This is a genomic window from Pseudomonas sp. HB05, from assembly GCF_016756915.1.
Taxonomy (GTDB): domain Bacteria; phylum Pseudomonadota; class Gammaproteobacteria; order Pseudomonadales; family Pseudomonadaceae; genus Aquipseudomonas; species Aquipseudomonas alvandae.
In genome coordinates this window covers 23,273-44,827 of the sequence record NZ_JAESPG010000008.1, presented here as the reverse complement: position 1 = coordinate 44,827, position 21,555 = coordinate 23,273, and the positions used below count along the sequence as shown (strand labels likewise).

19 protein-coding genes are annotated in these 21,555 nt (G+C 61.6%); 11 read left to right on the top strand and 8 right to left on the bottom strand.

The features are described 5' to 3' along the window. Positions 1–12 precede the first annotated feature (12 nt). Complete coding sequence (locus JMN22_RS09535) at positions 13–891, top strand: DMT family transporter (RefSeq protein WP_198798307.1); 879 nt, start codon at positions 13–15, stop codon at positions 889–891. A gap of 192 nt (positions 892–1,083) precedes the next feature. Here JMN22_RS09535 and JMN22_RS09530 read toward each other — a convergent pair whose 3' ends face one another. Then, on the bottom strand, positions 1,084–2,421 hold the full coding sequence (locus JMN22_RS09530) for an MFS transporter (RefSeq protein ID WP_030140326.1): 1,338 nt from the start codon (positions 2,419–2,421) through the stop codon (positions 1,084–1,086). Between the two features lie 265 nt (positions 2,422–2,686). Between JMN22_RS09530 and quiC the strand changes: the two genes are divergently transcribed. Then, positions 2,687–4,585: a 3-dehydroshikimate dehydratase QuiC gene (gene quiC, locus JMN22_RS09525; RefSeq protein ID WP_198798306.1), complete on the top strand. Its 1,899-nt coding sequence runs from the start codon at positions 2,687–2,689 to the stop codon at positions 4,583–4,585. Between the two features lie 101 nt (positions 4,586–4,686). Beyond that, the gene (locus tag JMN22_RS09520; protein ID WP_198798305.1) at positions 4,687–5,364 is read left to right on the top strand and encodes a TetR/AcrR family transcriptional regulator; all 678 of its coding nucleotides are present in this window, start codon (positions 4,687–4,689) and stop codon (positions 5,362–5,364) included. 149 nt (positions 5,365–5,513) lie between these two features. Here JMN22_RS09520 and JMN22_RS09515 read toward each other — a convergent pair whose 3' ends face one another. The 4 genes from JMN22_RS09515 to JMN22_RS09500 form a co-directional block, all read right to left on the bottom strand. Next, positions 5,514–6,365 carry a shikimate dehydrogenase gene (locus tag JMN22_RS09515; RefSeq protein WP_198798304.1) on the bottom strand — a complete coding sequence of 284 codons (852 nt, stop codon included), beginning with the start codon at positions 6,363–6,365 and terminating at the stop codon, positions 5,514–5,516. Positions 6,366–6,370: 5 nt separating this feature from the next. Further along, positions 6,371–6,811, bottom strand: a complete 441-nt coding sequence (gene aroQ / locus JMN22_RS09510) for a type II 3-dehydroquinate dehydratase (protein WP_198798303.1) — start codon at positions 6,809–6,811, stop codon at positions 6,371–6,373. Positions 6,812–7,110: 299 nt separating this feature from the next. Continuing rightward, positions 7,111–8,190, bottom strand: a complete 1,080-nt coding sequence (gene trmA / locus JMN22_RS09505) for a tRNA (uridine(54)-C5)-methyltransferase TrmA (protein WP_030140321.1) — start codon at positions 8,188–8,190, stop codon at positions 7,111–7,113. Next, a complete protein-coding gene (locus JMN22_RS09500) occupies positions 8,187–9,482 on the bottom strand; it encodes an NCS2 family permease (protein WP_198798302.1) in 1,296 nt (431 codons plus the stop codon). The genes trmA and JMN22_RS09500 overlap by 4 nt, the downstream gene beginning before the upstream one ends. A 250-nt stretch (positions 9,483–9,732) precedes the next feature. Here JMN22_RS09500 and JMN22_RS09495 point away from each other — a divergent pair, with 250 nt between their 5' ends. The 5 genes from JMN22_RS09495 (at position 9,733) to JMN22_RS09475 (ending at position 14,770) form a co-directional block, all read left to right on the top strand. After that, positions 9,733–10,170 carry a DUF4879 domain-containing protein gene (locus JMN22_RS09495; RefSeq protein ID WP_431144455.1) on the top strand — a complete coding sequence of 146 codons (438 nt, stop codon included), beginning with the start codon at positions 9,733–9,735 and terminating at the stop codon, positions 10,168–10,170. A gap of 145 nt (positions 10,171–10,315) precedes the next feature. Further along, positions 10,316–10,882: a DJ-1 family glyoxalase III gene (locus JMN22_RS09490; protein WP_198798300.1), complete on the top strand. Its 567-nt coding sequence runs from the start codon at positions 10,316–10,318 to the stop codon at positions 10,880–10,882. A gap of 176 nt (positions 10,883–11,058) precedes the next feature. Continuing rightward, positions 11,059–11,583: a (2Fe-2S)-binding protein gene (locus tag JMN22_RS09485; protein ID WP_198798299.1), complete on the top strand. Its 525-nt coding sequence runs from the start codon at positions 11,059–11,061 to the stop codon at positions 11,581–11,583. Continuing rightward, the gene (locus JMN22_RS09480) at positions 11,580–12,572 is read left to right on the top strand and encodes an FAD binding domain-containing protein (protein WP_030140316.1); all 993 of its coding nucleotides are present in this window, start codon (positions 11,580–11,582) and stop codon (positions 12,570–12,572) included. Before JMN22_RS09485 ends, JMN22_RS09480 begins: the two co-directional genes overlap by 4 nt. After that, complete coding sequence (locus JMN22_RS09475) at positions 12,569–14,770, top strand: xanthine dehydrogenase family protein molybdopterin-binding subunit (RefSeq protein WP_198798298.1); 2,202 nt, start codon at positions 12,569–12,571, stop codon at positions 14,768–14,770. The genes JMN22_RS09480 and JMN22_RS09475 overlap by 4 nt, the downstream gene beginning before the upstream one ends. A 138-nt stretch (positions 14,771–14,908) precedes the next feature. On the opposite strand, the gene JMN22_RS09470 is transcribed toward JMN22_RS09475, so the two are convergent. Next, positions 14,909–16,147 carry an MFS transporter gene (locus tag JMN22_RS09470; RefSeq protein ID WP_202334971.1) on the bottom strand — a complete coding sequence of 413 codons (1,239 nt, stop codon included), beginning with the start codon at positions 16,145–16,147 and terminating at the stop codon, positions 14,909–14,911. A 596-nt stretch (positions 16,148–16,743) separates the two neighbouring features. On the opposite strand from JMN22_RS09470, the gene JMN22_RS09465 reads away from it, so the two are divergent. From JMN22_RS09465 to JMN22_RS09455, 3 genes are read left to right on the top strand one after another with little or no spacing between them, the layout of a single operon-like run. Further along, on the top strand, positions 16,744–18,183 hold the full coding sequence (locus JMN22_RS09465) for a cytochrome ubiquinol oxidase subunit I (protein WP_030140313.1): 1,440 nt from the start codon (positions 16,744–16,746) through the stop codon (positions 18,181–18,183). Positions 18,184–18,186: 3 nt separating this feature from the next. Next, the gene (gene cydB / locus JMN22_RS09460) at positions 18,187–19,194 is read left to right on the top strand and encodes a cytochrome d ubiquinol oxidase subunit II (protein WP_030140312.1); all 1,008 of its coding nucleotides are present in this window, start codon (positions 18,187–18,189) and stop codon (positions 19,192–19,194) included. A 21-nt stretch (positions 19,195–19,215) separates the two neighbouring features. Next, positions 19,216–19,380: a DUF2474 domain-containing protein gene (locus tag JMN22_RS09455; protein WP_080628560.1), complete on the top strand. Its 165-nt coding sequence runs from the start codon at positions 19,216–19,218 to the stop codon at positions 19,378–19,380. Between the two features lie 6 nt (positions 19,381–19,386). On the opposite strand, the gene JMN22_RS09450 is transcribed toward JMN22_RS09455, so the two are convergent. Together JMN22_RS09450 and JMN22_RS09445 are read right to left on the bottom strand one after the other, a co-directional pair. Further along, positions 19,387–20,511, bottom strand: a complete 1,125-nt coding sequence (locus JMN22_RS09450; protein WP_030140311.1) for a methyltransferase — start codon at positions 20,509–20,511, stop codon at positions 19,387–19,389. A gap of 180 nt (positions 20,512–20,691) precedes the next feature. Next, positions 20,692–21,402 (bottom strand): autoinducer binding domain-containing protein, encoded by a 711-nt coding sequence (locus JMN22_RS09445; protein ID WP_202334970.1) that lies wholly within the window; start codon positions 21,400–21,402, stop codon positions 20,692–20,694. Between the last annotated feature and the right edge of the window lie 153 nt (positions 21,403–21,555).

Here is a 21,555-nt window from a genome sequence, read left to right as displayed (position 1 = left end):
CAGGTTTCCTTCATGACCATCAGCACTCCGCTCTCCGGCGTCAATCAGGCTTTCAAGGGCATCGTGCTTATCCTGGTCGCAACGTTCCTGTTCTCCAGTCACGACGCGCTGTCCAAATACCTCTCGGGTTTCTATCCGATCATCATGGTGGTCTGGGCCCGTTACGTGGTGCACACCTTGTTGATGGCGGGTATTTTCCTGCCGCGCTCGGGGCTGCGCGTGCTGCGCACCAAGCGCCCGTTGTGGCAGGTTGCGCGGGCGTTGTGCCTGTTGGGCACCAGTCTGTTTTTCACCACGTCGCTGATGTTCATCCCATTGGCAGAGGCGACGGCGGTCAACTTCCTCGCCCCCGTGCTGGTCACGGCATTGTCGGTACCGCTGCTGGGCGAGCACGTGACGCGCGGTCAGTGGATTGCGGTGATCTTCGGGTTCATCGGGGTGTTGATCATTGTTCATCCCGGTGGCGATCTGTTCACGCCGGCGGTGCTGTTGCCGTTCTGCTCGGCGCTGTTTTTCTGCTTCTACCAGCTGCTCACGCGCAAACTCGCCGAGATCGACAGCCCCACGACCAGCAATTTTTTCGCCGGGTTGTGCAACACGTTGGTGATGAGCGCCTTGGTGCCGTTCTTCTGGCAGGTGCCCAGCGTGTCCCACGGCTTGATGATGCTAGCGCTGGGGGCCTGCGGGATGACCGCGCACTTGATGCTGACCCAGGCCTTCCGTTTTGCCGCCCCGGCGCTGCTCGCGCCGTTCGGGTATTGCCAGATCATCTTTGCCGGGTTGCTGGGCTGGTTGTTTTTCAGCCATACGCCGACGCTGACCACGGTGGTGGGGATTACCTTGATCTGCTTGAGTGGGTTGGCGGCGGCGTGGCAACAGCGGCGCAAATAACCGCTACACAGAACCCCTTGTGGCCTGCGCGGTCCCTGTGGCTAGCACAGCCCTCTGTGGCGAGGGAGCTTGCTCCCGCTGGGCTGCTCCGCAGCCCTCGCTTTTTTTGCGATTGCTGCGCAATCGAGCGGGAGCAAGCTCCCTCGCCACAGATCCACTATGTCCCCGGACAAACAGGGATGTTTAGCCGCATCAGTTTTCCAGCGTAGGCACCTTGCGCGGTGCCATGAAGTACATCCAGGTCAGCGCGATGAAGTACATCGCCGGGATCAGGGTGAACAGCACGGTGTAGTTGTTGTTCGTGATCGTGAGGATGTGCCCCACCAGCTGCGTCATGAACATCCCGCCGATGGCCGCGCACATGCCGCCGAAGCCGAACACCGTGCTCATCATGTGCTTGGGCGTGTAGTCCATCACCAGGCTCCAGATGTTGGCGGTCCAGGCCTGGTGTGCACCGATGGCCAGGGAAATCGCAAACACCGCGACCCAGAGGCTGCTGGAACCGGCCGCCATGATCACCCCGACGATGCAGCAGGCGAACAGCAACATGGACATCAGTCGCGCCTTGATCGGATTGACCCCGCGGCCAATCAGGAATGAAGACAGGATCCCGCCGCCGACGCTGCCGAAATCGGCGGTCAGGTAGATGATGATCAGCGGGATGCCCATCTGGGTCACGTTGATGCCCAGGTTGTATTGCTGGTTCAGGAACGGCGGCAGCCAGTAGAGGTAGAACCAGAACACCGGCGCAGTGATCGAGTAGGCCAGGGCGAACGCCCAGGTGCCGCGCATGCGCAGGATACGAGAGAAGGGCACGCGGGCCTGGTCCGGTTCGTCCTGGGCCTGGATGTAGTCCAGTTCCGACTGTTTCACGCTCGGGTGGTCTTCGGGGTTGAAGTATTTCAGGCCCCAGAACAGCAACCAGATCCCACCCAGCGTCGCCATGCACAGGAACGCGGCCTGCCAGCCCCAGACGTGCAGGACCAGTGGCAGCAGCATCGGGGTAAACATCGCACCGACGTTGGTTCCGGCGTTGAAAATACCGGTGGCCACGGCCCGTTCGCCGGCCGGGAACCACAGCCGCGTGGTTTTCACACAGGCCGGGTAGTTGGCGGCCTCCGTGAGGCCGAGGATAAAGCGGCAAACCATGAAGCCCACTGCCGAGGTGGCCAGGCCGTGGGCGCCGGTCGCCAGGCTCCAGAGCAGCACGGCGCAGAAGAACACGCGCTTGACGCCGATCCGGTCGATCAATCGGCCCTGCAGCACGAAGCCGACCGCATAACCGACCTGGAACCAGAAGTTGATATTGGCGTAGTCCATCGCCGTCCAGCTCATTTCCTTGGCCAGGATCGGCTGCATGACGCCGAGGGCAGCGCGGTCGATGTAATTGAGTGTGGTGGCGAAAAACACCAGGGCGAGCATGCCCCAACGGGTCTTGCCCACGGCCATCGCGCCACGGATCTTGTCGCCGATGCCACCGCGGGTGGCAACCGGGCCGGGGGCCAGGCGGGAACTTTGGGAAGGAATCATAAGGTGCACCCGTTCTTGAAATTCTTATGGTGTGGTCTGGGTCTGCATTGAACCCGAACTCCGGCGTCAATGCGGGGCCGATGGTGGGCAGTGGACAAAAAATCGTCAATTCGCTGATCGGGCATTGTGTTCGATAATCGCCCTAAAAACTAACCAGACGGTACATATTAAATTGCCCAAAGAAACCGGCAGCTCAATAATCCCCTGACTCTTTTAAAAAGCGGCGCACTTTTTGTAGCCGACGCCTGTCCCGGGAGCCGAAGTCATGCAGCGTTCCATTGCCACCGTTTCGTTGAGCGGTACCCTGCCGGAAAAACTCGAAGCCATTGCCGCCGCCGGTTTCGACGGCGTGGAGATCTTCGAGAACGACCTTCTCTACTACGATGGCAGTCCTCGGGAAATCCGGCAGATGTGCGCCGACCTGGGCGTCGCCATCACGCTGTTCCAACCCTTTCGTGATTTCGAAGGCTGCCGCCGCGATCGCCTGGCGCGCAACCTGGAACGTGCCGAGCGCAAATTCGATTTGATGCAGGAGTTGGGCACCGACCTGGTGCTGGTGTGCAGCAATGCCTCGGCTGACAGCGTTGGCGATGAACAGATCCTGATCGACGACCTGCGCCTGCTGGCCGAGCGGGCTGGCGCGCGGGGCTTGCGCATCGGTTATGAGGCGTTGGCCTGGGGCCGGCACGTCAATACGTACCAACAGGTCTGGAACATCGTGCGCCAGGCTGATCATCCGAGCCTCGGCGTGCTGCTCGACAGCTTTCACACCTTATCCCTCAAGGGCGACCCGAGCGCGATCGCCGAGATTCCCGGCGACAAGATCTTCTTTGTGCAAATGGCCGATGCGCCGATCCTGGCAATGGACGTTCTGGAGTGGAGCCGGCACTTCCGCTGTTTCCCGGGCCAGGGCGAATTCGACTTGCCAGGTTTCCTCGCGCCGATCATCCAGAGTGGCTACACCGGACCGCTGTCGCTGGAAATCTTCAACGACGGTTTTCGCGCCGCGCCACCAAGGGCCAACGCTGCCGACGGTTTGCGTTCGCTGTTGTATCTGGAAGAAAAGACCCGTCAGCGCCTGGCCGAACAAGCGCCCGCGCAGAAGCCCGACATTCTTTTTGAAACAGCGCTGGCCAGCGAGTACGACGGCATCGAGTTCCTGGAGTTCGCTGTCAACGATAACCTGGGGGCCAAGCTCGCCCATTGGTTGGAGCGCCTGGGTTTCGTCAAGGCTGGCCAGCATCGCTCCAAGAACGTCAGCCTGTTGCGCCAGGGCGATATCAACCTGATCCTCAACTGCGAGCCGTATTCCTTCGCCCACAGCTTTTTCGAAGCCCATGGCCCGTCGCTGTGCGCCATGGCGGTTCGGGTCAAGGACAGCGCCAGCGCCCTGAAACGGGCCGTGGCCTTTAAAGGCCAGCCTTATCGCGGCCTGGTCGGGCCCAACGAACTGGAACTGGCGGCGGTGCGCGCGCCGGACAGCAGCCTGATCTACCTGGTGGATCGGGACGCCGATGTCTATGGCACCGATTTCCACCTGCAACCGGCTGCCGCCGTCGGCGCCGGGCTCAAGCGCATCGACCACATGGCGATGGCGTTGCCGGCCGACAGCCTCGACAGTTGGGTGCTGTTCTACAAGAGCCTGCTGGATTTCGAGGCTGACGACGAAGTGGTGCTGCCTGATCCATATGGCCTGGTGAAAAGCCGTGCCCTGCGCAGTCGTTGCAGTTCGATTCGCTTGCCGTTGAACATTTCCGAGAACCGCAACACCGCTATTTCACACGCGCTGTCGAGTTATCGCGGTTCCGGCGTGCATCACATTGCCTTCGATTGCGATGACATCTTCGCCCAGGTCAGTCGAGCCAAGGAGGCCGGGGTGCCGTTGCTCGACATTCCGCTCAACTATTACGACGACCTGGCGGCGCGTTTCGATTTCGACGACGAGTTTCTCAGCGAACTGGCCTATTTCAACGTGCTGTATGACCGTGATGCCCAGGGTGGTGAGCTGTTCCACGTCTACACCGAGCCGTTCGAAGGGCGGTTCTTCTTCGAGATCATCCAGCGCAAGAACGGTTACGCTGGTTACGGCGCGGCCAACGTCGCGGTGCGCCTGGCGGCCATGGCCAAGTCCCGCAGCGGCGGCGTGCGACACGCCAAGTTGTAGGGAAATCGTAACCGTGGCGGTAAAGGGCAGTGCCTTGGCTTCCTTCACTGCCCGGTGCAGCCCATAATCGCCCACCTGTGCAGTGACGGCCTGAGCCCGCAATGACTATGAATCCAGAGCTTCCCGCAGCCCTCGACGAGCCTGTCGCCGCGCCGCGCAAGAGTCGCAAGAACAACCCGGAGAAAACCCGGGAAAATATTCTCCAGGAAGCCATCGTCGAGTTCGTCCAGCAAGGCCTGGCCGGCGCCCGGGTCGACGCCATCGCCGAGCGCATCCACACCTCCAAGCGCATGATCTATTACTACTTCGGCAGCAAGGAGCAGTTGTACGTCGAGGTGCTGGAGAAACTCTACGGTGATATCCGCACCACAGAAAGCCGCCTGCACCTGGCGGAACTGGCGCCGGTCGAGGCGATCCGGCGCCTGGTGGAATTCACCTTCGATCACCATGATCGCAACGTGGATTTCGTGCGCATCGTCTGCATCGAAAACATCCACAACGCCGAATACGTGAAACAGTCCGGTGCGATCAAGGCGATGACCAACACCATCCTCGATTCCCTGGGCGTGATCCTCCGTCGTGGCGCCGAAGAAGGCATATTCCGTGCCGGCCTCGAACCGCTGGACGTACATTTGTTGATCAGCTCGTTCTGCTTCTATCGGGTATCCAACCGCCAGACATTCGGTGAAATCTTCCAGATCGACCTGTCGGACGAAGCGGTCAAGCAGCGGCATCGGCAGATGGTGTGTGAGTCGGTGTTGCGTTACTTGCGGGCCTGACACCGAACCTGACGTGCAAGCAATCCTATGTGGGAGCGAGCTTGCTCGCGATAGCGGTGGATCAGCCAACCTCGATGGTGACTGGTGTACCGCAATCGCGAGCAAGCTCGCTCCCACAGTTCATTCCTCGCAGGGATTTTCACTCGGCTTTAGTGATTCATGCTCTGGAAATGCGCCAGCATCCGCTGCGCATCCGGCGCCACGCCGCTGAACAGTTCGAACGCCTTGACCGCCTGGAACACCGCCATGGTGCCGCCGTCCAGCGTGCGGCAGCCGAGGGCGCGGGCGTTGCGCAGGAGTTCGGTTTCCAACGGGAAATAAACGATCTCCGCCACCCACAGGTCGCCCCGCAACAACTCGACCGGCACCGGCATGCCCGGCAGTTTCGCCATGCCCATGGGTGTGGTGTTCACCAAACCGTCGGCCTCGGCCATGGCAATTGCAAGGTCATGCCCGGCACGAGCGCGGCCGGCGCCGAAGTGTTGATTCAAGTTGTTCGCCAATGCCTCGGCACGGCTGACCTCGACATCAAAAATGCTCAGCGTCTCCACGCCTTCCACCAGCAACGCATGGGCCACAGCCGCGCCGGCGCCTCCTGCGCCCATCTGGACCACGCGCTTGCGCGCGACATCACCCAAGCCACGACGAAAACCTTCGGCGAACCCCAGGCAGTCGGTGTTATGGCCGATGCGCTTGCCGTCCTTGAGCACCACGGTATTCACCGCCCCGATGCCCCGCGCCTCGGCCGAGAGTTCATCCAACAGCGGGATGATCGCCTGCTTGCAGGGAAAGGTGATGTTCAGGCCAGTGAAGTCCATGCGCTCGGCGGCCAGCAGCAAGTCGGGCAGGGCGCTGCTGTCGAGCTTCAGGGCATCGAGATCGATCAGTCGATAGAGGTAGCGCATGCCCTGGGCATCGCCTTCGCGCTCATGCAGCGCCGGCGTGCGCGACGCCTGGATGCCCGCGCCGATGAGCCCGGCCAGCACAGTGATATTCGACATGCGTATCAACCCTTCAACCGCTGACTGAAATGTTCCAGGGCCAGGCGATAACCATGGCTGCCGAACCCGCACATCACGCCGATGGCCACCGATGAAACAAAGGAGTGGTGACGGAACGTCTCGCGGGCGTGGACGTTGGAAAGATGGACTTCGATGACTGGCACTTCACTCGCCACCAGGGCGTCGCGGATTGCCACGGAGGTGTGGGTCCAGGCCGCCGGGTTGATGATGATGCCGGCGCATCGGCCACGGGCGCCGTGAATCCAGTCCAGCAATTCACCTTCCTGGTTGGTCTGGCGAAACTCCACGGCAAGGCCCAGCTCCTCGGCGGTGCGGGCACATAACGCAGAAATATCAGCCAGGGTTTCGTGGCCATAGGTTGCCGGCTCGCGGGTGCCGAGCAGGTTCAGGTTCGGGCCATTGAGCACCAGAACGATCGGAGGCATCGCACATTTCTCCACATTTTTTATTGTTGGTGTCGGCGGGGATCCAGCCGGTGGAGATAAATTGTACTAGATGGTTAATTTGGTCAAATAAAGCAGCGGTCGACGGGCAATAAGTGTTCGATGATCGAACATTGCATCAGCCGAGAGATTGGGGAAGGCAATTGTGGCGAGGGGATTTATCCCCGCTCGAGCGCGCAGCGCTCGCAAACTGTTGGCACAGACAGGCATGGGGCTGCTCCGCAGCCCAGCGGGGATAAATCCCCTCGCCACAAGGTAATCCTTTACCCCAAAAGGCGGGTTCAGCGCCGCGTCAACAACACCCCGGATTCCATGTGATGGGTCCAAGGGAATTGATCGAACAACGCGCAACGCGTGATGCGGTGGGTGTCGTTCAGTTGCGCGATGTTCGCGGCGAGGGTCTCGGGGTTGCAGGAGATGTACAGGATGTTGTCGAACCGCCTCGTCAGTTCGCACGTGTCCGGGTCCATGCCGGCGCGAGGCGGGTCGACGAAGACGCTGCCGAATTCGTAGCTTTTCAGGTCTATGCCCTGCAAACGACGGAACGGCCGGACTTCGTTCAAGGCTTCGGTCAGCTCTTCGGCGGACAGGCGCACCAGCGTGACGTTATCCACAGCGTTCTCGCTGAGGTTGCTCAGCGCGGCGTTGACCGAGGTCTTGCTGATTTCGGTGGCGAGGACTTTGCGCACGCGGGTTGCCAGCGGCAGGGTGAAGTTGCCGTTGCCGCAGTACAACTCCAGCAGATCGTCAGCACGATCGCCCAGGGCTTCATAAGCCCAGTTGAGCATCTTCTGGTTGACCGTGCCGTTGGGCTGGGTGAAGGCGCCTTCGGGTTGGCGATAGCTGAAGGTGCGACCGCCCACCTCAAGTTTCTCCACCACGTAATCGTGGCCGATCACTTCGCGCTTGCCCTTGGAGCGACCAATGATGCTGACGCCCAAGTCGGTCGCCAGTTTCGACGCCGCGGCATGCCAGTGTTCATCCAACGGGCGGTGGTAGCACAGGGTGATCATCGCGTCGCCGGCCAGGGTGGTGAGGAATTCCACCTGGAACAACTTGTGGCTCAAGGGCGCGCTGGCCTGCCAGGCGGCCTTGAGCTGCGGCATCAACTGATTGATGCGCAGGCTGGCGATGGGAAACTCTTCAATCAGGATCGGCGTGCGCTTGTCGTCCTGGGAGAACATGGCGTAATGCCGTTCGCCAGCCTCGCGCCACAGTCGAAATTCGGCCCGCAGGCGGAAGTTGCCCAGGGGCGAGTCGAATACGGCAGGCTCCGGCGCCTCAAAAGGGGCCAGAAGGTCACGCAAGCGCGTGACCTTGCCCTGCAACTGGGCGGCGTAGGCTTGGGAATCAAAAGTCATGCGTTGAACCAACCCAACTTGATAACGAACAGAATCGACAGGATCACCAGCGCCGGGTTCAGCTCACGGCCACGACCGGAGACCAGCTTGATGGCGGTCCAGGCGATGAAGCCGAAGGCAATGCCGTTGGCGATGGAGTAGGTGAAAGGCATCGCCAGGGCAGTGATCACGACCGGGGCGGCGACGGTGATGTCGTCCCAGTCGATTTCCGCCAGGCCCGAAGTCATCAACACCGCCACGAACAGCAGCGCCGGCGCGGTGGCGAAGGCCGGGACGCTGGCGGCCAGCGGCGAGAAGAACAGCGCCAGCAGGAACAGGATCGCCACCACGATGGCCGTCAGGCCAGTGCGGCCGCCGGCACTGACGCCCGCCGACGATTCGATGTAGCTGGTGGTCGTCGAAGTGCCCAGCAGCGAACCGGCCATGGCGGCGGTGCTGTCGGCGATCAGTGCGCGGCCCATCTTTGGCATGTGCCCGTCCTTGCCCATCAACCCGGCGCGCTTGGCGACGCCGATCAGGGTGCCGGAGTTGTCGAACAGATCGACGAACAGGAAGGCGAAGATCACGTTCACGAGACCGATGTCCAAGGCGCCCATGATGTCCAGTTGCAGGAAGGTCGGGGCCAAGGATGGCGGTGCGGAAATGACGCCGTTGAACGGGGTGAAGCCCATCAGGATCGAGACGATGGTGACCGCGAGGATGCCGATCAGCACCGCACCACGTACTTTCAGGGCTTCAAGCGCAACGATCAGGACAAAGCCGAGGGTGGCGAGGATCGGTGCCGGTTGTTTCAGGTCGCCGAGGCCGACCATGGTCGCCGGGTTTTTCACCACGATGCCGGCATTGCTCAGGGCGATCAACGCCAGGAACAGGCCGATACCGGCGGCAATGGCCGAGCGCAGCGGCAGCGGGATGCTGTTGATGATCCATTCGCGGATGCGGAAGATCGATAGCAGGAAGAACAGCACGGCGGAGACGAACACCGCCCCCAGCGCCACTTGCCACGTGTGGCCCATGTGCAGGACCACGGTGTAGGTAAAGAAGGCATTCAGGCCCATGCCCGGCGCGAGGGCGATCGGGTAGTTGGCAATCAGCCCCATCACGGTCGAGCCGATGGCCGCCGCCAGGCAAGTGGCGACGAATACCGCGCCCTTGTCCATGCCGGTTTCACCGAGAATGCTCGGGTTCACGAACAGAATGTAGGCCATGGCCAGGAAGGTCGTGACGCCCGCCAGAATCTCGGTCCGCACGTTGGTGTTGTGTGCCTTGAGTTGAAACAGCCTTTCCAGCATGTCTGCTCCCCGTGGCGCGCCCGGCGCCGTGAATGTATCGACCTCAACAGCAAAGCACAGCACACCCATGGCGGCCGGGATTTTCTGTGGGTCGGAAAAAGCCGCGCATCATAACAGCGCGGCGATGTGGCTGCGATCCTCTGTCTTCAGTCGCAAAGGTGTTCAGTCGCGAAGTGTGCAGTTGCAAAAGTGTGCAGTCGCAAAAGTTGGGCCATACTGCGCGCGGTTCCGGGAGGTCGGTATGTATTGCATGAAAAAATTTGCCTCGGTCTGCGCATTGAGCCTCTGGCTGTCCGTGCCGGCTGCCCATGCCGCATCGGCGCCGCCGCTGAGCGAGGTCAAGGTGCTCAAGGTCGAATCGCCGGCCTGTGGTTTCGAGGACATCGCCCCAGGTCAGGCGCAGACCCGTTGCGACCACGGCGGCCCGAACATCAAGGTCTACGTGCTGGAGGTCGGTTACGGCCACCAGCCGAACGTCACGCTGGACGGCTTCGAAGTCGACGGCACCCGCTCGCCCGTGTGTGCGTACAGCAATGGCAACCTCAATGATTGCTCGAAGACAACCAGGACGGTTGGCTACGTGTACATCTTCGATCTGAAGGGCAAGCAAGAGGGGACCTTCAGTTTCAGCAACGTCTCGATCAACGCGCCGGGCAACCGGATGACCACGCAGCTGTACATCAAATAGCCGATGCCCCTGCGGGCGCGGCGTAGGAGCTGCCGAGCGCAGCGAGGCTGCGATCTTTACCCTGACTTGAATCTCAAGCGCCTATCAAAAGATCGCAGCCTTCGACAACTCCTACACTACAAGCATCACCCAGTGGAGAGCGCCCATGATTCCTGGAACCAAGATCCCCCGAGCCCTGATCGCCGTGGCCGAAGGCGTCGATGACTTGCAGGCGGTGACGCTGATCGACGTGTTGCGTCGCGCGCAGCTTGAAGTGGTGGTGGCGAGTATCGAAGGTCGTCGCATGCTGACTTGCGCACGCGGCACGCGCCTGACCGCCGACGGCATGCTGGTGGACGTGCTGGTGCAGGATTTCGACCTGATCGTCCTGCCCGGCGGCATCATCGGCGCGCAGCACCTGGCCGCCCATCAGCCCTTGCAGCAGTTGGTCAAGGACCAGGTCGCGGCCGGGCGCTTGTTTGCCGCCATCGCCGAAGCCCCGGCGTTGGTGCTCCAGGCATTCGGCGTCCTGCGCCAGCGTCGCATGACCTGCCTGCCTGCGGTCAGTCAGCAACTGTCCGGGTGCAGCTTCGTCGATCAACCGGTGGTGGTGGACGGCAATTGCATCACCGCCCAGGGTTCCGCCGCCGCCCTGGTGTTCGCCCTTGCGCTGGTGGAAGCACTTGCCGGTAAAGGGGTGAGGAGCGTGGTAGCGGCTGAACTGTTGGCCTGACACTTCAAAAACCTGCGCAGTCTCGTGGCGAGGGAGCTTGCTCCCGCTCGGCTGCGCAGCAGACGCCGGTGTTTCGTCATTCAATCGCCTTGAACGCTCACCACACCCCGAAGTCGTACCCCTTATGACGGTGGTTTCCCAAAACGCCGCGTGTACGACTAACCGTGAGGTGTTCCATGAGCGCGACTTTGTCCGAAGCGACGCCGGCGTCCTTCGTCCCTCATCCCATACGTCTGACCCTCAATGGCGCGGTGCGCGAGTTGCAAGTGTTGCCCTGGACCACGCTGCTGGACCTGCTGCGCGAGCAGTTGGACCTGGTAGGCAGCAAGAAGGGCTGTGACCACGGCCAGTGCGGTGCCTGCACGGTGCTGCGCGACGGCAAGCGGATCAACGCCTGCCTGACCCTGGCGATAATGTGCGATGGCGCCGAGCTGACCACTGTCGAGGGCTTGGCGGATGGCGATGAATTGCATCCCATGCAACGTGCATTCATCAAGCATGACGCCTTCCAGTGTGGTTACTGCACGCCAGGGCAGATCTGTTCGGCGGTGGGCTTGGCCAACGAGGGCAGGGCGCAGGGCTCGGCTGAAATCAGCGAGCTGATGAGCGGCAATCTCTGCCGGTGCGGTGCCTATAACAACATCCGCGATGCCATTGAAGAAGCCCTGCCGCTCTGCCAGCAGACGGGAGGTGAGTCGTGAATCCCTTCCGCTACAGCAAGCCCGATACGCTGCGGGCGGCCGTGGAACTGTCGAGTGCCCATTCGCGCTTCATCGCTGGCGGCACCAATCTGCTGGACCTGATGAAGGAAAACCTCACCCGCCCCGAGCATCTGATCGATATCACCGGTCTGCCCTTGGCCGACCTCAGCGAAACGCCCTCGGGCGGGGTGATGATCGGCGCGTTGGTGAGCAATGCCGACCTGGCCTGGCATCCTTGGATCGAGCGCCGTTATCCGTTGCTTTCCCAGGCCATCCTCGCCGGTGCTTCGCCGCAGTTGCGCAACATGGCCAGCACGGGTGGCAATCTGTTGCAGCGCACCCGTTGTTACTATTTTTACGACGCCAGCGTGCCCTGCAACAAACGCAGGCCCGGCAGTGGCTGCCCGGCCCGAAGCGGCTTGAATCGGATACACGCGATCCTGGGAGCCAGTGAGCAGTGCGTCGCGACGCATCCCTCAGACATGTGCGTGGCCCTGGCGGCCCTTGATGCGGTGGTCCATGTGCTGGGGCGCGGTGGTCCACGGACCATCGAATTCGCCGACTTCCATCGCCTTCCCGGCGACGCTCCGGACCGGGACAATCAACTGGCCGATGACGAGCTGATCACCTACATCGAGCTGCCGCCCGCCGGTTTCGCCGAACACAGCCATTACCTGAAAATCCGCGACCGGGCGTCCTATGCTTTCGCGCTGGTGTCGGTGGCGGCGGCGCTGGAGCTGGACGGACCGGTGATCCGACAGGCGCGCCTGGCCCTCGGCGGCGTGGCACACAAGCCTTGGCGCGACCGGGCGGTGGAGAGCTGGCTGGCGGGCCAGGCCGTCAGCCGTGAAACCTTCACGGCGGCTGCGGATGCACTGTTGCAGGACGCTGAACCGCTGGCGCACAACGGCTTCAAGGTCAAACTGGCGCGACGGGCGATCGTCCGCGCCTTGAGCGAAGCGGCACTGGTGGGAGGGACCGCCCGATGAACGCACAGAGCAAAATCATAGGGCAACCGCTGGACCGGGTCGATGGCCTGCTCAAGGTGACCGGTCGCGCCCGTTATGCCGGTGAATACCCCGAGCGTGGCTTGTTGCACGGCAGCGTGGTGTCCAGCGCGATTGCCCGCGGCCGCGTTGTGCGCATCGATGCCTCCCGGGCCTTGGCGCTGCCGGGCGTCGTCGCGGTGATCGACCACACCAATCGCCCGAGAATCGCCAGTTACGACGAGCCCTACCAGGATGCCGATGCGGCGGAGGGCTCACCGTTCAGGCCGCTGTTCAACGAGCGGATTCTCTACAGCGGCCAGCCGCTGGCCCTGGTGGTGGCCGAGAACCTGGAACTGGCCCGTTATGCCGGCTCGCTCGTGGACATCGAGTACGAAGCCGAGGCGCATCAGACCGACCTGACCATCCAGCAAAACGAAGCCCATCCGGCGCCAGCCGAATTGCCCAAGCCCCGTGGGAATTTCCAGGGCGAGTACGCCAGTTCGGCGTTGAGCGTGGATGTGTCCTACAGCACCCCGGTTGAGCATCACAACCCGATGGAGCCTCACGCCTCCACCGTGCTGTATCAACCCGACGGCAGCCTGAATATCCACGACAAGACCCAAGGCGCGCAGAACTGCCAGCAGTATGTGCAAAAAGTGTTCGGCCTGGAGAAGGAACACGTGCGGGTGTTTGCCGCGTTCGTAGGCGGCGCCTTCGGTTCCGGACTGCGGCCGCAATACCAATTGCCGCTGGCGGTGATGGCCGCGCTGGCGCTGAAACGCTCGGTACGCGTGAGCCTGACGCGCCAGCAGATGTTTACCTTCGGCTATCGGCCACGAACCTTCCAGCGCCTGCAACTGGGCGCCGCCGCCAACGGCAGGTTGCTTGCCGTGGCGCACTCCGCCATCGGCCAGACCTCGCGTTTCGAAGACTTCACCGAACACGTCGTGGAGTGGAGCGGCATGCTCTATCACTGCGACAACGTGACGTTGACCTACAAGCTGGCGCCGCTGGACGTCTACACGCCGCTGGACATGCGCGCGCCGGGCGCGGCCCTTGGGTTGATCGGCCTGGAATGCGCCATGGACGAGTTGGCCTGTGCCTTGGCAATCGACCCGGTGCAGTTGCGCCTGATCAACTACGCCGAGCGCAACGAAAACGAGGACAAGCCGTATTCCAGCAAGGAACTGCGGGCCTGTTACGCCGAAGGTGCCAAGCGTTTCGGCTGGGACAAGCGCAACCCGGAACCGCGCAGCATGCGCAAGGACCGGCAATTGGTGGGCTGGGGCATGGCCGGCGGCGTGTGGGAAGCCATGCAGCAGAAGGCCAGCGCCCGGGCATCGCTGGACGCCGATGGCAAGTTGACCGTCAGCAGCGCGACCACCGATATCGGCACCGGTACCTACACGGTCATGACTCAGATTGCCGCCGAGGCGTCAGGCGTTTCCCTTGAGAATGTCACCTTTGTTCTGGGTGACTCGTCGCTTCCGACGGCCCCACTGCAGGGCGGTTCGTTTACCGTCTCGTCCGTGGGGACGGCGGTGCAGCAGGCCTGTGAAGCGCTCAGGGAAAAACTGCTCGCTGTGGCCCGGCAGTCCTGCCCTGAGTTCAGCGCCGCGACCCTTGAACAGGTCACGTTTGCCGACGGTGAGCTGCGCATGGGCGCGGCCCGTGTCGCGCTGTCGGAGCTGGCGCGCAAAAGCGGTGAAATGCCGTTGCAGGCCGAGGTCTCCGCCGGGCCGGACGAGAAACGCCAGGCCTACGCCACCGCGACGCACTCGGCCGTATTCGTTGAGGTGCTGGTGGACGAAGACCTCGGCACGGTGAAGGTCAATCGGGTCGTCAGCGCGATTGCCGCCGGACGGGTAATCAATCCGAAAACCGCCCGCAGCCAGATCCTCGGTGGCGTGGTCTGGGGCGTCGGCATGGCGCTGCATGAAGAAACCCTGACTGACCACGCCCTGGGCCGCCACATGAACCACAACCTGGCCGAATACCACGTGCCGGTTAACGCCGATATCGGTGACATAGACGTGATTTTTGTCGAGGAACATGACGAGATCGTCAACGCCCTCGGTTCCAAGGGTGTCGGCGAGATTGGCATTGTCGGTGTGGCCGCAGCGGTGGCGAATGCGATCTACCACGCCACGGGCAAGCGGGTGCGGGAATTCCCGATCACCCTGGACAAGTTGCTCTAGGCTCTGTACGAAATGTGTTCGCGCGAAGGCCAGACAAGGCGAAACGGGGCGAGGAAGCGCAGTGTACTGGAGTACATGAGCATTCCGAGCCCCGTTTCAACGCAGTATGGGCGAGTGCGGATACATTTCGTACCGAGCCTAGGCTTTTGCGTCGTCCACCGGTTCGTGCATCCGGTCGCGGTGGGCCAGGGTCGGGAACAATTTGATCCAGGCTCCCGTCACCAACAGCGTGCCGACGCCGCCCATGACCACTGCCGGCACGGTGCCGAACCAATGGGCGGTGAGGCCGGATTCGAATTCGCCCAACTGGTTCGACGCGCCGATGAACAAGCCATTCACTGCGCTGACCCGTCCGCGCATCTCGTCCGGCGTTTCCAGCTGTACGAAGGAGGCGCGGATCACCATGCTGATCATGTCGGCCGCGCCCAGCACCACCAGCACCGCGAGGGAAAACCAGAATGACGTGGAGAGGCCGAACGCGATGGTGGCGACACCGAACACCCCCACGGCGGTGAACATCACCCGGCCGACCTTGCGCTCTACGGCGAAGCGCGCCAGCCACAGCGACATCAGCAGGGCACCGACCGCTGGCGCCGAACGCAACAGGCCCAGGCCCCAGGGCCCGGTGAGCAGGATGTCCTTGGCGAATACCGGTAGCAACGCGGTTGCGCCCCCCAGCAGCACCGCGAACAGGTCCAGGGAGATCGCCCCGAGGATGTCCGGGCGGCTGCGAATGAAGCGAATACCGGCCAACAGCGAGTCGAGGGTCGCCTTGCCTTTGTTCAGCGGCGTCTGCCTGGCAGGCAGGTTGAGCATCAGGCAACAGGCAATGATGTAGAGCAGCACGGTCGGCCCATAGACCCAGACACTGCCGAAGGCATACAGCAGACCGCCAAGGGCCGGGGCGATGATGGTCGCCGATTGCTGGGCCGATTGCGCGGCGGCCACGGCCCGGGGAAACAGCGCAGCCGGGACAATGCTCGGCAGCAAGGCCTGGGTGGTTGGCATTTCGAACGAGCGAGCGGCGCCGAGCAGGAAGGCGAGGATGAAGATCATCTCGCGCGTGACATTGTCGGTGGCGCTGCCAATCGCCAGGGCCAGGGCGATCATCGCCTGCAATGATTGGCAGATCGCGGCGACTTTGCGTCGATCGTATCGATCCGCCACATGCCCGGTGTGAAGCATGAACAGTACGCGCGGGGCGAATTCCACAAGGCCGACCAGCCCGAGGTCGAGGACGTTGCCGGTCAGTTGATAAAGGTTCCAGCCGATGGCCACGGTGAGCATCTGGAAACCGCTGGCGGTGAATATCCGGGCCAGCCAGAAGGCGATGAAGGGACGATGGTGACGGAGCAGCAACGGTGCTTGGCTGGGCATCTGTGACGGGGTCCGGTGATGAAGGCCACGAGATTATCACCGAGCTGTAACTGGAAGTTGCGGTGGTTGGAAAAATAGTTAGCCAAACATCAATTCAAACTGATGCGGGCTTTTGTGGCGAGGGAGTCCCCGCCGCGTCTCCGACGCTGCGCTGTCGCGCAGGGAATAGGTCTTGTGGCGAGGGGATTTATCCCCGTTGGGCTGCGCAGCGGCCCTCAACCAGATAACTCGGTGTGCCAGTAAGATCGGGGCCGTTGCTTTTGGGGCTGCTGCGCAGCCCAGCGGGGATAAATCCCCTCGCCACGGGGTCCCTGCAGGTTCGGGAAATCTGGATTTGGGGCTGGGTTTTGGCACTGAGACAACCTGTCACGCGACAAAAGACCACGCCGTCCATCGGTCGATATGCGACTACTCTTTGAGCATTGCTTGACCCAGGTCAATTCCCTTTCGGGGCGTTGTGCTGGCGGCCATCCGGCCAGAGTCCTGCGTTGTGACGGTTTAAAAAAGAACGATTTTAAAAGCATCGCACTCCATATCCCTGGGGGCTGTGGTGCAAGCCCCGCCCGCAGCCGGTTTTACCTGACAGAGGAAGACTTATGTTCGGTTTGGAGGCGCTCGATCTCGCCCGAATCCAGTTTGCGTTCACGATCTCGTTCCACATCCTGTTCCCGGCCATCACCATCGGCCTGGCGAGTTACCTGGCGGTACTCGAAGGCCTGTGGCTCAAGACGCGGGACGATACCTACCGCGACCTGTACCACTTCTGGTCGAAAATCTTTGCCGTCAACTTCGGCATGGGCGTGGTGTCCGGGCTGGTCATGGCGTATCAGTTCGGCACCAACTGGAGCCGTTTCTCGGACTTCGCCGGTGCTGTAACCGGGCCGCTGCTGACCTATGAAGTGCTCACGGCGTTCTTCCTCGAAGCGGGTTTCCTCGGTGTGATGCTGTTCGGCTGGAATCGCGTCGGCCGCGGCCTGCACTTCTTTTCCACCGTCATGGTGGCGATCGGCACGCTGATCTCGACGTTCTGGATCCTGTCCTCCAATAGCTGGATGCAAACCCCGCAGGGCTACGAAATCGTTGATGGGCGGGTCATTCCGGTGGACTGGCTGGCGGTGGTGTTCAACCCTTCGTTCCCGTTCCGGCTGATGCACATGTCGGTCGCGGCCTTTGTGGCCACGGCGTTTTTCGTCGGCTCATCGGCGGCCTGGCACTTGCTGCGCGGCCGCGACAATCCGGCCGTGCGCCGCATGTTGTCGATGGCCATGTGGATGGCCTTGCTGGTGGCGCCGGTACAAGCGGTCATCGGCGACTTCCATGGCCTCAATACCCTCAAGCATCAACCGGCGAAAATTGCCGCGATCGAAGGCCACTGGGAGAATGTCGGCGACGAGCCCACGCCGCTGATCCTGTTCGGCTGGCCCGACATGAAGGCAGAAAAAACCAAATACGCCGTGGAGATCCCGTACCTGGGCAGCTTGATCCTGACGCACTCCTTGACCGATCAAGTGCCGGCCCTCAAGGAGTTCCCGCCTGAGGACCGGCCGAATTCGACCATTGTGTTCTGGTCGTTCCGGGTCATGGTGGGCCTGGGTTTCCTGATGATCTTCACCGGCCTGTGCAGCCTCTGGTTGCGTCGCGGTCACCGGCTCTATCAGTCCAGACCCTTCCTGCATTTGGTGCTGTGGATGGGGCCGTCCGGACTTATTGCGATTCTGGCGGGCTGGTTCACTACGGAGATCGGGCGTCAGCCGTGGGTGGTCTACGGCTTGATGCGCACCGCCGATGCTTCGTCCGGCCATAGCTTTGCGCAAATGAGTTTCACCCTGGTCATGTTCGTGGTGGTGTATTTCGCCCTGTTTGGCGCGGGCCTGAGCTACATGATGCGCCTGGTGCGCAAGGGCCCGGTGGCCCACGAAGCCGAGCCGACCGATGGTGGCCCTGGCCAGAAACGCACCCCGGCCCGTCCATTGTCGGCGGCCAACGAAGGCGACGACGAAGTGGACCACAACGACAGCTCGCACAAGGGGAATTGAGTCATGGGTATTGATCTTCCGCTGATCTGGGCCGTGGTCATCATCTTCGGCATCATGATGTACGTAATCATGGACGGCTTCGACCTGGGCATCGGCATTCTCTTCCCCTTCGTCAAGGGCGAGCGCGACCGCGACGTGATGATGAACACCGTCGCGCCGGTCTGGGACGGTAACGAAACCTGGCTGGTGCTGGGCGGCGCCGGGCTGTTCGGGGCGTTCCCGCTGGCCTATTCGGTGGTGCTCTCGGCGTTGTACCTGCCGCTGATCCTGATGCTCATCGGCCTGATCTTCCGGGGCGTGGCGTTCGAGTTTCGCTTCAAGGCCAGGGCCGAGAAGCGGCACTTGTGGGACAAGGCGTTCATCGGTGGTTCGCTGACGGCGACGTTCTTCCAGGGCGTTGCGCTGGGGGCGTTCATCGACGGCTTCGAGGTGGTCAATCGCCAATACGCTGGCGGCTCCCTGGACTGGTTCACGCCATTCACGATGTTCTGTGGCCTGGCGCTGATTGCCGCCTACGCCTTGCTCGGCTGTACCTGGCTGATCATGAAGACCGAAGGCAAATTGCAGGAACAGATGCACGATCTGGCGAGGCCGCTGGCCTTCGTGGTACTGGCGGTGATCGGCATCGTCAGTATCTGGACGCCGCTGGCCCACGCCGATATCGCGGCCCGCTGGTTTACCCTGCCGAACCTGTTCTGGTTCCTGCCGGTACCGATCCTGGTGCTCGTGACCATGTACGGGTTGTTCCGCGCCGTGGCCCGCAATGCCAACTACACGCCATTCATCCTGACGCTGGTGCTGATTTTCCTCGGCTACAGCGGCCTGGGCATCAGCCTGTGGCCGAACATCGTGCCGCCGTCCATTTCGATCTGGGACGCCGCGTCACCGCCACAGAGCCAGGGCTTCATGCTGGTCGGCACGTTGTTCATCATTCCGTTGATCCTGGTGTACACCTTCTGGAGCTACTACGTGTTCCGCGGCAAGGTGACCCATGACGACGGCTACCATTGATCGACCTGCGAGGTGCCGAGCATGGCCAAGCCTGACTTGAAGGACATCGAGGCCGCTGAGAAAAAACCGTTATGGCAGCGGCTCGGTTGGCTGGCGGTGATTTGGGCTGGCAGTGTGCTGGCGCTGTTTGTGGTCGCCAGCCTGATGCGGATGTTCATGAACGCAGCGGGGCTGACGACTCACTGATCCAGCCTATTTGCGAGCCTTGAGAATCACGAACTTCGGCGTGGCGGCCACTTGCTCGACGCCCCGAAACAGGCGCGCCAGCTTGCTGTGGTAGCCCAGGTGCCGGTTGCCGACGATGTACAGGGCGCCGCCGACCACCAGCGCTTCGCGGGCTTGCTGGAACATGCGCCAGGCGAGGAAGTCGCCCACCACTTGCTGCTGGTGGAAGGGCGGGTTGCACAGCACCACATCCAGGGACTGCGCTTCTTGCCCGGCCAAGCCGTCTCCCGCCCTCACGACAACTTCGCGCTCACCCAGGGCGGCCCGCCAGTTTTCGGCGGCCGATTGCACGGCCATGTATGACTCGTCCACCAGGGTGTAGCGAGCGTCCGGGTTTGCCAGGGCGCTGGCGATGGCCAGCACGCCGTTGCCGCAACCCAGGTCCGCGACCCGCGCCGAGCCCAGGTTTTTTGGCAGGTGCGGCAGGAAGGCACGGGTGCCGATGTCCAGCCCTTCGCGACAGAACACGTTGGCGTGGTTGAGCAGCTCGATTTTCGGCTCGTCCAAGCCATAACGCGTGGGATAAGGGGAGGTGGCCGGTGGCTTGGCTTGTGGCGTGGCAATCAACAGGCGAGCCTTCTTGACCGCCAGCGAGGCCTGGACCGGGCCGATGTAACGTTCCAGCAACTCACCGGCGGCCCGGGGCAGATGCTTGACCATCGCCGCGGCAATGACTTGCGCACCTGGCGCCAGTTGGCCTTGCAGCCGGATCAGTTGTTCCTCCAGCAGGGCCAGGGTCTTGGGGACTTTCACCAGCACTCGGTCGAAGGGGCCGGCCACCGGTTCACTGGCGGGTACGGTCGGCACCGCATCGAAGGGCAGGCCGTTGCGTACCAGGTTTTTCTCCAATGCCTGGAAGGCCAGGAACGAGTCCCCGCTGCTGGTGACCTGCACTTTGCCGGTAAGGCTGGCAGCCAGGGCGCCGAAGCTGTCATTGAGTACCAACACGTGGGTACCGGCGCACGGTTGTTGCTCGGCCAGGTACGCAAGCAGGTATTCGTCGGCCGCGTCGAAAGCCTGCAGCGGTTCGTTCTGCTGTTCGGGCTGGCGGATCAGGTCGAGTTGGGCGAAGGGACTGTCAAGCAAAGGCATGGCTGGGACTCTGGCAAATCAACGAATGTCCCGCTGCCTGGTGGCAGGTGTGTCAGCGGGGCCGCCTGAATGAACTGCGTCGCGTGGTAGGCGCGTCATCATTCAAGTGGAGCCGCGAATGTTACGTTTTTTCGCAAGGCATTACTCGCGGGTTTTCAGGTTCGCAACCTGACCCGCTGTTCAAATCACGTGAATATGGGCCGCCTTGGCCACCGCCGAGATTTTATTGGTCACGTTCAATTTGCGCATGCAGCTACAAACATGGAAGTTCACGGTGCGTTCGGAAAGGCAAAGGATCCTGCCGACTTCCGAGGCGGTCTTGCCTTCGGCGGACCATCTCAATACTTCAATTTCGCGAGGCGAGAGAGGACATGTCTTTGGCGAAGGCAGCCTGGCCAATTTTTTGCTCGCCAGCGTATGCAGCTTCTGGCTGGCAAAAATGGCGTAGCCGAGGTTCCCATAATGCTCTTCTGCGTCAATACGGCAATGAGTCCTAGCGAGGCTGAACAAGCTGTAGCAAGAACTCTTTTCATCATGGACAGCTTGGGTCCAGCCATACCTGAGGCCCTGTCGAACTAAGTCCTCCCGCAACTTGGGGGCTTCGGAAAAAACATGTTCGTCCCATAGAATAGGCAGAGCGGATTGATTGCAGTGCGCCACTAGTGGATCGTTAGCAGCGTAACCATTTTGTTCATAGAGCCTGTCCCATCCATAAGGATAATTATTGAGGTTTATCTTGCTGGCACATCGACCTGGCAGTCCTGAATAAGCTGTAAAGGCACAGTATTCAAAGCCCTGATTATTAAAGAAATTCATGACCAGGCGATAAGCTTTTTGCAAGTCCTGTTCACACGATAGTTTTCTTAGTTGCAAATCTTTCCATTCGTCCATCGCATTCTCCTGGGGTGACATACCGCGAAGCGGATCCAATCGGTGATGCGAGAAAGAGTGTAGGACTTATCCTTCGCTCTAGTTAGAATTTTTTCTTTTCACTTGTACTTGTTGCTATTAAATAACTCACGGCTATTTCGTTTTTTCGATACA

Coding starts and splice junctions, on each gene's coding strand:
- JMN22_RS09535 (WP_198798307.1), top strand. CDS start 13: ATGACCATCAGCACTCCGCTCTCCGGCGTCAATCAGGCTTTCAAGGGC.
- JMN22_RS09530 (WP_030140326.1), bottom strand. CDS start 2,421: ATGATTCCTTCCCAAAGTTCCCGCCTGGCCCCCGGCCCGGTTGCCACC.
- quiC (WP_198798306.1), top strand. CDS start 2,687: ATGCAGCGTTCCATTGCCACCGTTTCGTTGAGCGGTACCCTGCCGGAA.
- JMN22_RS09520 (WP_198798305.1), top strand. CDS start 4,687: ATGACTATGAATCCAGAGCTTCCCGCAGCCCTCGACGAGCCTGTCGCC.
- JMN22_RS09515 (WP_198798304.1), bottom strand. CDS start 6,365: ATGTCGAATATCACTGTGCTGGCCGGGCTCATCGGCGCGGGCATCCAG.
- aroQ (WP_198798303.1), bottom strand. CDS start 6,811: ATGCCTCCGATCGTTCTGGTGCTCAATGGCCCGAACCTGAACCTGCTC.
- trmA (WP_030140321.1), bottom strand. CDS start 8,190: ATGACTTTTGATTCCCAAGCCTACGCCGCCCAGTTGCAGGGCAAGGTC.
- JMN22_RS09500 (WP_198798302.1), bottom strand. CDS start 9,482: ATGCTGGAAAGGCTGTTTCAACTCAAGGCACACAACACCAACGTGCGG.
- JMN22_RS09495 (WP_431144455.1), top strand. CDS start 9,733: ATGAAAAAATTTGCCTCGGTCTGCGCATTGAGCCTCTGGCTGTCCGTG.
- JMN22_RS09490 (WP_198798300.1), top strand. CDS start 10,316: ATGATTCCTGGAACCAAGATCCCCCGAGCCCTGATCGCCGTGGCCGAA.
- JMN22_RS09485 (WP_198798299.1), top strand. CDS start 11,059: ATGAGCGCGACTTTGTCCGAAGCGACGCCGGCGTCCTTCGTCCCTCAT.
- JMN22_RS09475 (WP_198798298.1), top strand. CDS start 12,569: ATGAACGCACAGAGCAAAATCATAGGGCAACCGCTGGACCGGGTCGAT.
- JMN22_RS09470 (WP_202334971.1), bottom strand. CDS start 16,147: ATGCCCAGCCAAGCACCGTTGCTGCTCCGTCACCATCGTCCCTTCATC.
- JMN22_RS09465 (WP_030140313.1), top strand. CDS start 16,744: ATGTTCGGTTTGGAGGCGCTCGATCTCGCCCGAATCCAGTTTGCGTTC.
- cydB (WP_030140312.1), top strand. CDS start 18,187: ATGGGTATTGATCTTCCGCTGATCTGGGCCGTGGTCATCATCTTCGGC.
- JMN22_RS09455 (WP_080628560.1), top strand. CDS start 19,216: ATGGCCAAGCCTGACTTGAAGGACATCGAGGCCGCTGAGAAAAAACCG.
- JMN22_RS09450 (WP_030140311.1), bottom strand. CDS start 20,511: ATGCCTTTGCTTGACAGTCCCTTCGCCCAACTCGACCTGATCCGCCAG.
- JMN22_RS09445 (WP_202334970.1), bottom strand. CDS start 21,402: ATGGACGAATGGAAAGATTTGCAACTAAGAAAACTATCGTGTGAACAG.